Annotated in this window: 14 protein-coding genes; 6 read left to right on the top strand and 8 right to left on the bottom strand. The window is 63.6% G+C overall.

The window, feature by feature from the left end; genetic code table 11:
- Positions 1 to 30: 30 nt before the first annotated feature.
- The gene (locus AC1D34_RS00925; protein WP_476823250.1) at positions 31 to 1,401 is read left to right on the top strand and encodes a sensor histidine kinase; all 1,371 of its coding nucleotides are present in this window, start codon (positions 31 to 33) and stop codon (positions 1,399 to 1,401) included.
- Positions 1,402 to 1,459: 58 nt separating this feature from the next.
- On the opposite strand, the gene AC1D34_RS00920 is transcribed toward AC1D34_RS00925, so the two are convergent.
- Together AC1D34_RS00920 and AC1D34_RS00915 are read right to left on the bottom strand one after the other, a co-directional pair.
- On the bottom strand, positions 1,460 to 1,819 hold the full coding sequence (locus AC1D34_RS00920; RefSeq protein ID WP_476823249.1) for a response regulator: 360 nt from the start codon (positions 1,817 to 1,819) through the stop codon (positions 1,460 to 1,462).
- A 194-nt stretch (positions 1,820 to 2,013) separates the two neighbouring features.
- The gene (locus AC1D34_RS00915) at positions 2,014 to 2,532 is read right to left on the bottom strand and encodes a DUF992 domain-containing protein (RefSeq protein ID WP_476823248.1); all 519 of its coding nucleotides are present in this window, start codon (positions 2,530 to 2,532) and stop codon (positions 2,014 to 2,016) included.
- An 84-nt stretch (positions 2,533 to 2,616) separates the two neighbouring features.
- Between AC1D34_RS00915 and AC1D34_RS00910 the strand changes: the two genes are divergently transcribed.
- On the top strand, positions 2,617 to 2,907 hold the full coding sequence (locus AC1D34_RS00910; RefSeq protein WP_476823247.1) for a hypothetical protein: 291 nt from the start codon (positions 2,617 to 2,619) through the stop codon (positions 2,905 to 2,907).
- Positions 2,908 to 2,923: 16 nt separating this feature from the next.
- Here the strand turns inward: AC1D34_RS00910 and AC1D34_RS00905 are convergent, their stop codons facing one another.
- The 3 genes from AC1D34_RS00905 to AC1D34_RS00895 form a co-directional block, all read right to left on the bottom strand.
- On the bottom strand, positions 2,924 to 3,778 hold the full coding sequence (locus AC1D34_RS00905; RefSeq protein ID WP_476823246.1) for an extensin-like domain-containing protein: 855 nt from the start codon (positions 3,776 to 3,778) through the stop codon (positions 2,924 to 2,926).
- Positions 3,779 to 3,879: 101 nt separating this feature from the next.
- Positions 3,880 to 4,266 (bottom strand): hypothetical protein, encoded by a 387-nt coding sequence (locus tag AC1D34_RS00900; RefSeq protein WP_476823245.1) that lies wholly within the window; start codon positions 4,264 to 4,266, stop codon positions 3,880 to 3,882.
- A 180-nt stretch (positions 4,267 to 4,446) separates the two neighbouring features.
- Complete coding sequence (locus AC1D34_RS00895; RefSeq protein ID WP_441490582.1) at positions 4,447 to 5,238, bottom strand: response regulator; 792 nt, start codon at positions 5,236 to 5,238, stop codon at positions 4,447 to 4,449.
- 156 nt (positions 5,239 to 5,394) lie between these two features.
- Between AC1D34_RS00895 and AC1D34_RS00890 the strand changes: the two genes are divergently transcribed.
- The 3 genes from AC1D34_RS00890 to AC1D34_RS00880 are packed head-to-tail and all read left to right on the top strand — an operon-like array spanning position 5,395 to position 7,890.
- A complete protein-coding gene (locus tag AC1D34_RS00890; protein WP_441490581.1) occupies positions 5,395 to 5,697 on the top strand; it encodes a NepR family anti-sigma factor in 303 nt (100 codons plus the stop codon).
- On the top strand, positions 5,684 to 6,244 hold the full coding sequence (locus AC1D34_RS00885) for a sigma-70 family RNA polymerase sigma factor (RefSeq protein WP_043234959.1): 561 nt from the start codon (positions 5,684 to 5,686) through the stop codon (positions 6,242 to 6,244). The genes AC1D34_RS00890 and AC1D34_RS00885 overlap by 14 nt, the downstream gene beginning before the upstream one ends.
- Positions 6,244 to 7,890, top strand: a complete 1,647-nt coding sequence (locus AC1D34_RS00880; RefSeq protein ID WP_441490580.1) for a sensor histidine kinase — start codon at positions 6,244 to 6,246, stop codon at positions 7,888 to 7,890. Before AC1D34_RS00885 ends, AC1D34_RS00880 begins: the two co-directional genes overlap by 1 nt.
- 6 nt (positions 7,891 to 7,896) lie before the next feature.
- Here the strand turns inward: AC1D34_RS00880 and AC1D34_RS00875 are convergent, their stop codons facing one another.
- The 3 genes from AC1D34_RS00875 to AC1D34_RS00865 all read right to left on the bottom strand — a co-directional run bounded on the left by AC1D34_RS00875 (position 7,897) and on the right by AC1D34_RS00865 (position 11,111).
- The gene (locus tag AC1D34_RS00875) at positions 7,897 to 8,778 is read right to left on the bottom strand and encodes a transglutaminase family protein (protein ID WP_476823244.1); all 882 of its coding nucleotides are present in this window, start codon (positions 8,776 to 8,778) and stop codon (positions 7,897 to 7,899) included.
- A gap of 158 nt (positions 8,779 to 8,936) precedes the next feature.
- Entirely contained in the window at positions 8,937 to 9,215 is a 279-nt protein-coding gene (locus tag AC1D34_RS00870; protein WP_476823243.1) for a hypothetical protein, read from the bottom strand.
- A 120-nt stretch (positions 9,216 to 9,335) separates the two neighbouring features.
- A complete protein-coding gene (locus AC1D34_RS00865) occupies positions 9,336 to 11,111 on the bottom strand; it encodes an ABC transporter ATP-binding protein/permease (protein WP_476823242.1) in 1,776 nt (591 codons plus the stop codon).
- 248 nt (positions 11,112 to 11,359) lie between these two features.
- Between AC1D34_RS00865 and AC1D34_RS00860 the strand changes: the two genes are divergently transcribed.
- Positions 11,360 to 12,124 carry a Crp/Fnr family transcriptional regulator gene (locus AC1D34_RS00860; protein ID WP_476823241.1) on the top strand — a complete coding sequence of 255 codons (765 nt, stop codon included), beginning with the start codon at positions 11,360 to 11,362 and terminating at the stop codon, positions 12,122 to 12,124.
- The last annotated feature ends 60 nt before the right edge of the window (positions 12,125 to 12,184 follow it).

Genomic DNA, 12,184 nt, shown 5'->3' with positions numbered 1-12,184 from the left:
TTGTGACTTCGGTCGGCTATCACGGTRCCCATGTCCGCCCAAGCAAGGCCGCAAGGCCCGATCTTTCTATCGCCATTGCCGACGCTGGCCCGGCGGCTGCGCTCCGCGACCACGACCATTGCTGCTATCACCGTCGTCGGGGTTGCGATCATCCTGGCGGCCTGGATCAATTCGCAAGCGATCGAAACATCGCGCGAGGTGGCTCATTCGGTCGAGATTCGCGAACAGGCCGAACGCCTGCTCGGGCACATGCGGGATGCTGAAACCGGGCAGCGCGGCTATCTGCTGACGGGTACGACACCCTATCTTGCCCCCTATACGTCTGGCCGTGCGGCCGCTCCGTCCGACCTTGAGGCGCTCGAGCGCCTCGTCTCCGACGATAAGCAGCAGAGCGAGCGAGTGGCCCTGGTGCGCGCCCAGATGGCCCGCAAATTCGAGGAACTCGAGGCAGCGATAGCGCTTGCTCGCGAAGGCCGGCAGGCTGAGGCGCTGGCGCAGATCCGCGATGGGCACGGCATTGCGGCGATGGACGAACTGCGCGGGACAATCCAACAGATCCAGCTCGCCGAGAATATCAAGCTGGTCGCCTTAAGTAGCCGTGAGGAGCGCCGCCGGCTCTGGGCCAGCATCGGAATCGTGGTGGCGCTGGCAGGGCTCGCATTCGCGGCATGGCTGCAGGTCCGTACGCGCCAGCGCCGCTCTGCAGCGCTCGCGATGACCAATGCAGAACTCGAACAGATCGTCAGTGAGCGCACGCAGCAGCTCGATGCGGAGCGATTGCGCATCGAGGCGCTTCTGCGTGACGTCAACCACCGCGTCGGCAACAACCTCGCCATGGTTTCCGCGCTGCTCAATGTTCAGAGCCGGCAGACGCGCGAGCCAGCGGTGAAGACGGCCCTCGCCCAGGCGCAATCGCGCATCCAGGCGATCGCCGCCGGACAGCGCCGGCTGCGTCTCGACATCGAGACCGACGAGATCGACGCCCGCCCCTATATGGAGGACCTACTGGACGAGATCGGCAAGGCGGCGGAGGGCCGCCCCATCTCGATCGATCTCGATATGGATTCGATCCGGCTGCCCGGGCGCGACGCGGTCTCCTTCGTGGTGATCGTCAACGAGCTCGTCACCAACGCGATCAAACATGCCTTTCCCGGGAACATGACCGGGCGGGTCGTCATTCGCTTCGGGAGAGGTGACGGTACCGAAGCCCCGACACTCGTCCTGACGATCGAAGATGACGGCGTCGGAATGCCGCCCCAGGCCGAGGCCAAGGGGCTGGGTCAGACGGTCATTGCGAGCCTGCTACGCAGCATGCGGGCAACCATGGATGTCGCCGCCCGCACCCCGGGCACAGAGCGCCCTGGAACCCGGGTCACGTTGATATTCCCTAAGAGAGACTGAGCGCAACGTGAGCTGAACCGACCGCGGGAGCTGCCCGGAACGGAGCCGCCGGGTGCCGTCAGCTCGCCTTCAATGCCCGAGATACGAAGCTTGCAATCTCGCGCGTCGAGAATGGCTTGCGCAGAAAACGCACCTGGCGCAACGCGTCCGGCACATCGCCCGGTGTCGCACCGGACACGAACGCGATCGGCGTCCCCTTGCTGAACAGGCTCTTGGCAACGTCGAACGTCTTGCCGCCGACAACGTCGATGTCCAGCAATGCGCAGGAAACCGGCGAGCCGATGGCGCGCCGAGCCTCCTCGACGGAACCGACAATGATGAGCTCGGCATCCTCGCCGAGCTTGTCCATCACGGCATACTCGATATCCATCGCGATGAACGGGTCGTCCTCGACGATCAGGATGCGGATCTGGCTCATCAATCCCGCGTCCTTTCTCGACCTGCCATGGAACTTTCGCCTCTGGGTGAAGAACGCGGCGAAGCATGGCGTTGTTCCGGCACGCGGGACGCACCGCGACGGAAAGCTCCAAATTGAGCTAAACATGCGGCAAGAAGGTTATCGAAGCGTAACCCTTTGCAGAAGCCTCTCCGTCTTGAGCAAGTTGCGAGACGTCAGCGGCGCCCACGCGACGGTGACGACGACGGCGCGAGCGTAAGCTCGAGACCGGTAACGCCGACGGCGACATTGAAGCCGCGCAGGGTCTGCAGTGAGAGAGGCTGCAGCGTGACATCCTTCTCGACGCCGCCGATGAGCATGTTCACCGATCCTCCCGTCCCCGCCGAAGCGCCGGCGCTTGCGCCAACATAAGTGCCCGCCAATGCCCCCAGGGGGGCTCGCGCATAGGGACCAAAGACACGCCAGCCCAGGCTGCTGCGCTTGAACGAGCCGACATCGAGCCCGAAACCGCGCACAACGCCGGTATAGCGCTGCACGGGCCCGCGGCGCGGCGTAAAACGGCACTCCATGGGCTTCTGCGATGTCACGATAAGGTTGAGTGCGCCGCCGACATGGCAACTCAGCCGACCTGCCGGGGCCCCGCTCTGTGCGTTCGCAGCCGTGGTTGTAAGAGCGCTCAAGGCGGCAACGCAGAACGCGGTTGCGGCGACAATTTTGGCAGGCCGATGGATCATGACGAATCTCCTGACAACATGGTTACCAAAAAATGCCGCAATAGCTCCACAGTTCCCAATCAGTCTGGAACCTAGGCAGGAGCGTTGCGTTCCAATTCCGCCCCTGGACGGAAACGTGAGATGTTCACTCGTATTAGCCCTCCTCTGCAAGCGACGCTGATCCCGACAGGCGGCGAGCCGGATCGGCTCCCTCCCTTTTGGGAACTTGAGGTTTTGATTGCGTCGGGATTCGACCAAACTACGGCGCTCGATATTCTCGCGATCCGCCGCGCGCAGGCCGAGACCGGCCGGGTTCCTGTGGCCCTGTTTCGCCCAAGCGACCCCTGGCGGCTCACCCGCGTCGAACTCGACGAAATCTCCGACAACGTCGCTTGAGCGACGGCACACACCGTCATTGGCAGAAGCGCGCCGCGGCTGAGCGGCGCGGCTGAATATCGACATGCAGATGATTGGCATGGGCGGCGTCCGAGCCCGGGCCTAGGCTGGTCGCGAAAGCCCCGCACGCCGATTGCCTCACCGACTTCAAAAAGCGGTCTTGAGCCAATCCTGCCGGCTTCTCGACCATGACACGAACACCGCCCGACCGTTCCTCGCCCATGACAAAAGCGAAGATATCGAGCGCCTGACCCGTCGCATGCTCACTGACCGGGCCGGCCGTCGAGCGGTTGCGCCGACGGCACTCATAGCCACCTCCAACCTGAAGACGCGAGAGATCCCGCCCAAAATGCCCTCGGGCGAGGGGCTGGACGGTATCGTCAAGCCACTGCGAAACCGTCGTCGCCATGGCACAGCTGATCGTGACCGGCGGCGCGAAGACAACCGTCCCCGGCCCGTCGCTCGCACGGTAGGCAAGCGCTTCCACGACGACCGGCTCCTGCACCCGGCAGGCCGGGTCCGTTGCCCGGTACTGCTTCGCATCAGGTTGACGAATGCGATTGCCCGCGATGGCTGCCAATGCCCGCATGCAGGCGCCTTCTCCGGGCGGAGTAGGAGTAGAGGTGACAGGTGACTGCGGTTCGACCAGCTTCGCAGGCGACTGTTCCGCGGGAGCCGGCACGGAGGGCAGCGCAGGCGAAGGTATAGCCAAATCCCGAGGGCGCGGTGGCGGCACACCAATGGGCGCAGAGCGCTCCGTCTGAGTACGTGGGGCCGGCTCCGCCTTGGAAGGCGTGCCAAGGGGCAGCATGGCGGCCACCGCGCCAATGCAGCACACCCGCACCACCAGCCCCATGCCCCTGGTCGTCATCGCAGCGTTCCCTCTTTCATTCAGGCCCCCGTCACCATTTCAGAAGGGAGCGAAAGCGGCGCAACGACGAGAAAGACAGCCAGAGTGATCTGAGCGCTGGTTCATACGTAGCTGCCAAATAAAATGGCCGCGTCCGTCGCATCCGGAAAGCTATGAGCAGCATCAGCCTTGTCGTTCTCGGCGTCCTTCAAATTTCGGAATGCACCTGAGGCAACGCAGGGTGTGTAAGGCTTGTTCCCTTCACCTCTCGTCTGCCCCGGGCCACCGAGTCGGAACCTTTGCGGCGGCGGAACCGTTGCTTCAACGATGCATGTTGTATTCTGAGGTTTCTCGATGTCCGGGTGGGCCGTGACATTCCTGATCGCAGCGCTTGTTGCGGCGATGCTGGCTTTTGGCGGTGTGCCGGGGCTGGCGACGATGGCCGCAAGGATCGTTTTCTTCGCTGCGCTCGCCGCAGCGGCGATCACCGGCCTGATTGCAATAACCAAGAGGCGGCGGTCGTGAGCCGGCCACGCGCCAGGAGAGATGTCATGAAATGGATTGCGCCGATGATCGTCGCCTTGCCGTTTCCGGCACTTCTGATCGTCTATTTTCTGGGCTGGTAAGGCGCACGAAAAAGGGTCCGTTGCGCCATGACGCCACGGACCCCGGTATCATACTGAGCTGTATCAGGCGGCCTTGCGACCGGCGCGCCGGTCAAAGAACAGCGCCTGACTTATCGCCGCCTTCACCGCTTCCGGCTGGAACGGTTTGGTGATCAGGAAGGCAGGCTCGGGCCGGTCTCCGGTCAGCAGGCGTTCCGGATAGGCCGTGATGAAGATCACCGGGACGTCGATCGCGCTCAGGATCTCATTGACGGCTTCGAGGCCGGAACTGCCGTCAGCAAGCTGGATGTCGGCCAGCACCAGGCCCGGCCGCTTTTTCGCGACAGATGCAATCGCCTCGCGATGGGTCCGGGCGACACCGGTCACCGTATGTCCCAGCTCTTCGACCATCGTTTCGATATCGAGCGCGATGATGGGCTCGTCTTCGATGATCAGCACGTCGGTGGCGACCTGATCGGCGATTTCCTGTCCCGCGACCTGGACGAGATTTGCCACCTCCGCCGCCGAGACCTCCATGATCACCGCGACCTCATCGAGCGAAAAGCCCTCGACGGTGCGCAGCAGGAAGGCCTGCCGTGGACGCGGCGTCAGCGCACTGAGATTGCGCTCGGCCGACGAGCGCTCCACACCGCCCGAAGACTGGTTGTTGATGCCGACCGACGACCAGAGCTTCAGGAAAGTCCTGTACAGTCCGGTGCGGGCATCGACGTCCCGCGGAAAGGAATTTGGATCGACGACGAGCGCTTCGAGCATTTCAACGACATAGGCATCGCCACTCGCCTGCGTGCCGTTCAGAGCTCGCGCGAAGCGGCGCAGATAGGGCAGATGCGGGGCAATTTCCTTCGCAATCGACATTGATTGGTCCTTCTTCAACCTGCCGAAAGTGAGCACCCGCAACGTGTTTCTGACAAGCAATTTATTTTACGATTTGCCCGGAACTTTTCTGAAACTAGACCGTTATCTGGCAGCATACGTGTCAATGATGCTCCCGGCGGATCATGATCGGCCGGGATGTGGAAGACGGTTGAACAGGGCAATCCGGCCGCCCCTGCAGCAAGAGCGGAGCGGCGTCGGCGCGAGGGTATGATGAGTGGTATGAAGATCGAGATGCCAGAGCCGAACGGGGGCGAAGAGACGGATTTCGAAGCCATTCTGGACCCCAGGGTTCAGGAGTCGATCGGCCGGTCGCTCAAGGCGCATTACGACGATCTGATCAACGCACCCATCCCCGACAAATTCCTGGTTCTGCTGGCGCAGCTGGAAGCCAAGGAAAGCCGTTCATCCGCTGAGGAAGCAAGTGATGAGCGCCCCTGAGTTCAAGGACGGCCTGATCAAGGAAATCCCGAACCTGCGCGCCTTTGCGGCGTCGCTTTCGGGTTCGATGCAGCTCGCGGACGATCTGGTGCAGGACACCCTGCTCAAGGCTTGGGGCAACTCGGACAAGTTCGAACCGGGCACCAGCCTGCGCGCCTGGCTCTTTACCATCCTGCGCAACACCTACTACTCGCTCTACCGCAAGCGCGGCCGCGAGGTGCAGGACAGTGAAGGCACCTATGCCGAGCGCATGGCGGTGCACGGCAACCAGGAGAGCCATCTCGATCTCGCCGATTTCCGCAAGGCTTTGGCCAAGCTGCCGGAGGAGCAGCGGGAAGTGCTGATCATGGTCGGCGCAACGGGCCTTTCCTATGAGGAGGCTGCTGAGATYTGCGGCGTCGCGATCGGCACCATCAAGAGCCGCGTCAACAGGGCGCGCACCAAGCTTGCGGAGCTGCTGTCGATCAAAGGTCTCGATGATCTCGGGCCCGATCGTCAGAGCGCAGCAGCGGTTCACAGGACCAGCTCCGAACCCATCCGACCCTGATGCGACTGGCGCGGTTCAAGACCGTCCGCGGCAGGCTTCTCGCTCTGCTGGTCGCAATCGCGTTGCCGATCGCCTGCCTTTCGGCGATCGCCGCGATCACGACCTATCGAACGGTCATCGCCTCAATTCAGACTTTCCAGATCCGCACGGCGGATGACTATGCCGTGCGCGCTCGCGTCTGGTATCGCGGCGCCTTGCGCTCGTTGCTGACGGCGGCCGCGGCCGTGGGCACGTCGAGCAGCAGGGATTGCGATGCGGCCGCCCAAGAGATTCTGAAGCGGGTAACCGGCTACAGCGCCCTTCACCTCAAGATGCGCAACGGCGAGATCTGCTCGGTCTCGCTCGATCCGCATGTCACCTCCGCCAAGCTTGCCGCGACCGCAGAGCGACTGAGCGCCAAACCACCGGTCCGAATCTGGGCGGGCACGGAACTGGCGACCGTGCGTTATGACGATCTCATCCTCGATCGGCAGCGCTATCTCGCAGTCTATGCTCATAGTAACGATCCCGAACAGCCTGCGCAGGAAGCTCTGCTGCTCGCCGACTCCGACCTGCTCAACAAGGTCTTCGACCTCGGCGAGAGCGATGAAAGCCTTGCAGTCGCACTGATCCATCGGGGCAGCGGAATCGTCACCAGCCGAGGAGCCGATGAAGGCGACGAGTCCTGGCTGCCGGCGCTGGAAGTGGTGCCCGAGGTCAAGGCGCGCTGGGAGGCGGCAAGCAGGGCCGGACCCAACCGCGCCTATGCCGCCCGCATGGTTGCCGAGCCTGACCTCTACGTGATCGCGAGTTTCGACAACGCAGCCGAACGTGCGGCCCAGACGCAGTTCCTCATTTTGCTGCTGACCCCGCTCCTCACCCTCGCCTTGCTCTGCTTCGTCTACCTGCGCGCAATCGACCGGCATTGCGTGCGCTGGCTGCGCGGCATCGAAACGGCGGCCAGGACACGTGCGAAACTCTCGAGTGCCCGGGCCCCGATTGCGGCGGATATGCCGAGCGACATGCGGAGCGTGGCGGAGGCCTTCAACGCGATGGTCGAGGAGGAGGAGGTGCGGCAGCGCAAGCTCTCGAACGCCCTCGACGACAATCGCTTCCTGGTGCGCGAGCTACATCACCGGGTGAAGAACAGCCTGCAGGTCGTCCAGAGTTATATCGGGCTGACCAAGCGCGATTCTCGCGGCGAAGCCAGGCTAGCGCTCGCCGACGCCGAATGCCGCGTCCACGTCCTCTCGGCAGCCTATCGCTTCACGCTCGCCGATGGAGAAATGCAGCCTGTCCGCGTCGACCTGTTCCTCGACGACGTCATGACGATGATCTCGAACCTCATCCGCCGCCGCGACCAGGGTCTGATCAGCCAGATCGAGACTATGTCGTCCCTTTCCGTCGACCGGATCATTCCGCTCGGCTTCCTGATCGTCGACGTGGTGGGGCGCGCCTTGCGGCACGGACCGGGCCTCACCGTGACGGTCACCGCTGCCGATATCGATGAGGAGACCATCGAGATCAGCATCAAGGCGGATCGCGAGATCGACCATGCCGAGCCCCCCAAGCTCTTCGCCGGTCTCCTGACGCAGATCGCGGCGACCGAGGTCTCCGCGCCGGGCGGGCGCTCACTGGGCTCCTGGCGCATCGTGCATCGGGACTGAGCCTGCTCAGCAGGCGCCCGTCTCGACCGGCTCGATGCTGACCCCAACGTTCAAGCCAAGGAAGGCTCCAGCGAGCCCGGTATAGCTGCCGGAGACCGGCGATGCGTCCTCAGGAACGCGGGCGACGGCGATGCGCAGCAATTGGCGGTCCGCCACCAGATCATTGGTCGGATCGAACTCGACCCAGCCGTCGAAGGGGATGAAGACGTCGGCCCAGGCATGCGTCAGGCCAGCCGGTGAGACGAGGCCACCGCTTTCCAGCGTACGCTCGTGAATATAGCCGGTCACGAACCGGGCAGCGAAGCCCAGGCGGCGCGCCAGCTCGATAAACACCCACGCATAGTCACGGCAGGAGCCGCTCCCCAGCTGTAGCGTGTCGAGCGGGTGTTGCGTGCCCTCGTCATAGCGAATGGCGTAGCTCAATGCGTCATTGATGGCATGAGCGAGATCCCGCAACAGGTGCCCGGTGCCGGTGCCGCTTCGCGCGCGAAAGGCGAGAAGCCATTGGTCGAGGGCGCCATCCGGATCGGCGCTTGCCAGAGCCAGATAGGGCTGTAGCGCCGCGCGTTCGGAGGGGGTGTAGACAACCCCCGTCATGGCCGCGTCGGACGCGAGCACCGGGCTCGGAAGGGCCGGTCCGAAGCGCTCGACCACCAGTTCGCTGACGATGTCGAGGCTGTCGGCCTGCCCCTCGAAGCTCGCGATGGCAACCGAATTGCCATAGGCATCATGCATCCAGCGCAAATGCGCCGCCGGAGTGATGCTGAGCGCGGTTTCCACGACGCGCAGGTCGAAACTGTCCCGTGGCCTCAGCATCAGGCGATGCGGTCCGAACTCGACCGGCTGGGCGTAGCGATAGGTCGTCGCGTGACGGATACGCAGCTGCACAGAACCCTCCAGGCCAAGCGATGCGCCTCATGGCAATCAGCGCGGCCACGGACAAAACAAGCCGCCCGAAGGCGGCTTCACGCGTGACAAGCGCGCGGGGCGCCCGTCGCACCGCGACTGAGCGCCCCTGATTGCGCTATCCCGCAGTCGGTTCCGGCTCAGCGAATAACGCTGGCGACCGGCCCGGTCACGCGAGCCTCCTGGGAGGTCGCGATGGCGCGCTTGGTCCGATCGGCGACCCTCTGGGCGGGATCCACCGATGCCAGCTGGCTATCTGTCGGGACGTTGTTTCGAATCTTGGCCTCCGCGACGGAGGTCGAACTTTGATCGGTCGCGCTCTGGRGAGCCGAGCCGAAGGTCAGCGTGGCCACCACCGCGCCCATGATTCCAAAGAAGGCGAAGGCGCGTTTGATGGGGGCAAGGCTGTCATTCAACATCTGTCTCTCCCTACGCCACGACCGGTCACCATTGACCGGTTTACGTCGAAGAGAACGCGACGCCGCCCGTTCGGTTCCCGTTGTGCGGGTGGCAGCGATCACGAAACCGGGAGCGGCGGTTCAGGTCTCCTCGTCCTCGTTGGCGGGCTGACGGCTGCGAAACAGCCGCCAGAGCGACTTGCCGATCCGGCGCGAGCTCAGATGCGCGCCGGCGAGACGCTTCTCCAGGGTGATCTTGCGGTCATGGAAATCCTCAAGGCCGGGGCGGTGACCGACACTGATGACTGTCGCGTGTGCGAGCTCGCCTTCGAACAGTCCAAGGAGCGAATTCTGGCTGTCCTCATCGAGGGCCGAAGTCGCCTCGTCCATGATGATGATATCGGGCTTCTGGATCAGCAAGCGCACGAAGGCGACGCGCTGACGCTCGCCGCCGGACAGGACGCGATCCCAATTATCCTCCTCGTTCAGGCGCTTGGCCATATAGGCCAGGCCGCAGCGCCGAAGGGCGGCAATGATGGTCTCGTCGCTGACGGGGATCTCGGAATCGGGATAGAGCAGGACCGTCCTGAAATTGCCGAGGGGCAAGTAGGGCTTCTGYGGCACGAACGCGATGCTCTTGCCGCGAGGCACCTGGATCGAGCCTGAACCCCAGGGCCAGAGGCCGGCCAGCGACCGGATCAGCGTGCTCTTGCCGGAGCCGCTTTCGCCAACGATCAGAACTTTCTCGCCGAGTTCGATGATAACCGTCGCGTCTGCGATGACGATGCGCCCATTGCTGTGCRCCAGCGAGAGCTCCTTGATATGAATCGCGCCGTCATCACTCTCGCCGAGCGAGATCTGGGTCTCGCCGACCATGATCGTGCCGACATCGAGCGCCTCCAGCTCTTCGACAAGCTCGTCGACCCGGGTGACGGAGGCAAACCACTCGGCCAGCCTGACAAAGTTGTCGACGAACCAGATCAGCGCGGCCTGAACGGCGCTGAACGCCGCGACGACCTGCATCACGGCCCCGAGCGTAACCTCGCCCGAGAGATATTTCGGCGCGATCAGCAGCAGCGGCACGATCGGAAACAAGGCACCATTGGTGTTGAGCACCAATGCGATCACACCTTGTTGGCGAATGACGCGGAGCCAGGCGGCCAGGACGCGGCCATAGTTCTCGCCAACCGATGCACGCTCGTCGGCATCGCCCTTGATCAGGGCGATGCTCTCGGCATTCTCGCGCAATCGCGTCATTTCTGCCCGGAACTGGGCCTCGGCCTCGTTCTTGGCCGCAATGCGAGCGACCAGCGGTCGTCCGGTGAGATAGGCCGCGAGCGACGCGACCGCCGCATAGACGATCGCGGCCAGCGCCATGTAGCTCGGGATCACGATCGCCACGCCACCGAGCATAAAGTGAGCTGAGCCTGCGACCTGCCAGAGGATGGCGGCGAAGGTCGCGGCCGTCACCGCCGCGCTGATCAAGCCGATCGCGAATTCGGCGAGCGGCTCGATCGCGAGCCGGACGTCATCTGCGATCCGGTATTCGGGAGCCGTCTGCCTCTTGGTGAGGAAGCCGAGCCGGTAATAGCGCTGAWCAGCGATCCACCAGCCGGCAAGACGCCTGGTCAGGTCCTCCCGCCATCGCGCCTGGAGCAGCATGCGGCTGATCACGAGGGCGGACAGCGACAGGCTGAATGCGATGACCAGCGCCGGCAGCCAGGCGATCACCGACCAGACAGCGCCGGTATCGCGCTTTTCAAGCGCATCGAAGAAGTACCGGTTCCAGCTGTTGATGCCGACGGCGCTCGCCGTCTGCGCAGCGACGAAAACCAGCACCACTATCGTCAGAACCCAGGCGCGCAACCGGGTCTCACCGCTCCAAAACCGCAGCGCGATGCGGAAAAACTGCCGCATGCGCGACCGCCTGGATGGTTGCGGCGTCTCAGCCATGGCCTTGCAACTCCCGCCCGAGATGTCATTGACCGGAGCATCATCGCGAGGTGTCGCAATCATAAACCGGAGGCTGGAGATCGGCACGCTCCACGGCGCTAGAACGCCGCAACGCTTCTGCCAGTTCCGCCAATTGCAAAGGATATGTTGCACCGCACGCAGCATGCGATTCGACATTGAGCTATGCCGGCTCCCCCGCGCATAATGGCGTCATGAAGACCATGCCCGACCATGCCAGCATAGCCCGGCTCGGAGTGCCTTGCCTGGCCTGTCCTTTGCGGCTGAAGGCGGCATTCAAGGACAAGAGCGATGAGGAAGTCCGCTTCATCCAGCGGATGAAGATCGATCATCGTTCCGTTCCTGCCGGATCGGAGGTCATTCATCCCGGCCAGGAAGATGCCGAGCTCTTTACGTTATTCTCCGGCTGGGCCTTTCGTTACAAATCGCTCTCAGACGGGCGGCGTCAGATTCTGAACTTCCTGCTGCCAGGCGATCTGGTCGGGCTGCAGGCTTCGCTCCTGAGCGCGGCCCAACATGGCATCGAGGCGCTGACCGATGTCGAGCTCTGCACATTTCCGCGCAAGCGGATCTGGGACCTCTTCGTGCACATGCCGTCGCTCTCATACGAGATCGCCTGGCTCGGCTCCCGCGAGGAGAGCCTGATCGACGAGAACCTGACCTCGGTCGGCCAGCGCAATGCGGGCGAGCGCATCGCAGCGCTGGTGATCTCGCTCTATCGCCGGGCCGAGGCGCTCGGTCTCGTCAGCGACAACAGTTTCCAGTTCCCCTTGTCGCAACAGCACCTCGCAGACGCGCTAGGCCTGTCACTTGTCCACACCAGCAAAACCTGGTCCCGCCTGCGCCGGGCCGGCCTCTTCTCGCTTGCCGGAGGACGGCTCACCTTGCTCAACCCGCGGCTGACCGCGCGCATGGCGCTGCTTTTCGAACGGGAACGCCATCCGAGACCGTTGATCTGAAACAGCTCAACCGCTACGCCGCACTCTTGACCCGAACTTCTTGACGGTTAACGTCAATTC

Source organism: Allobosea sp. P1_A7 (genome assembly GCF_056406775.1).
The sequence above is the reverse complement of the archived record's forward strand: the minus strand, read 5'-3'. Positions and strand labels throughout refer to the sequence as shown.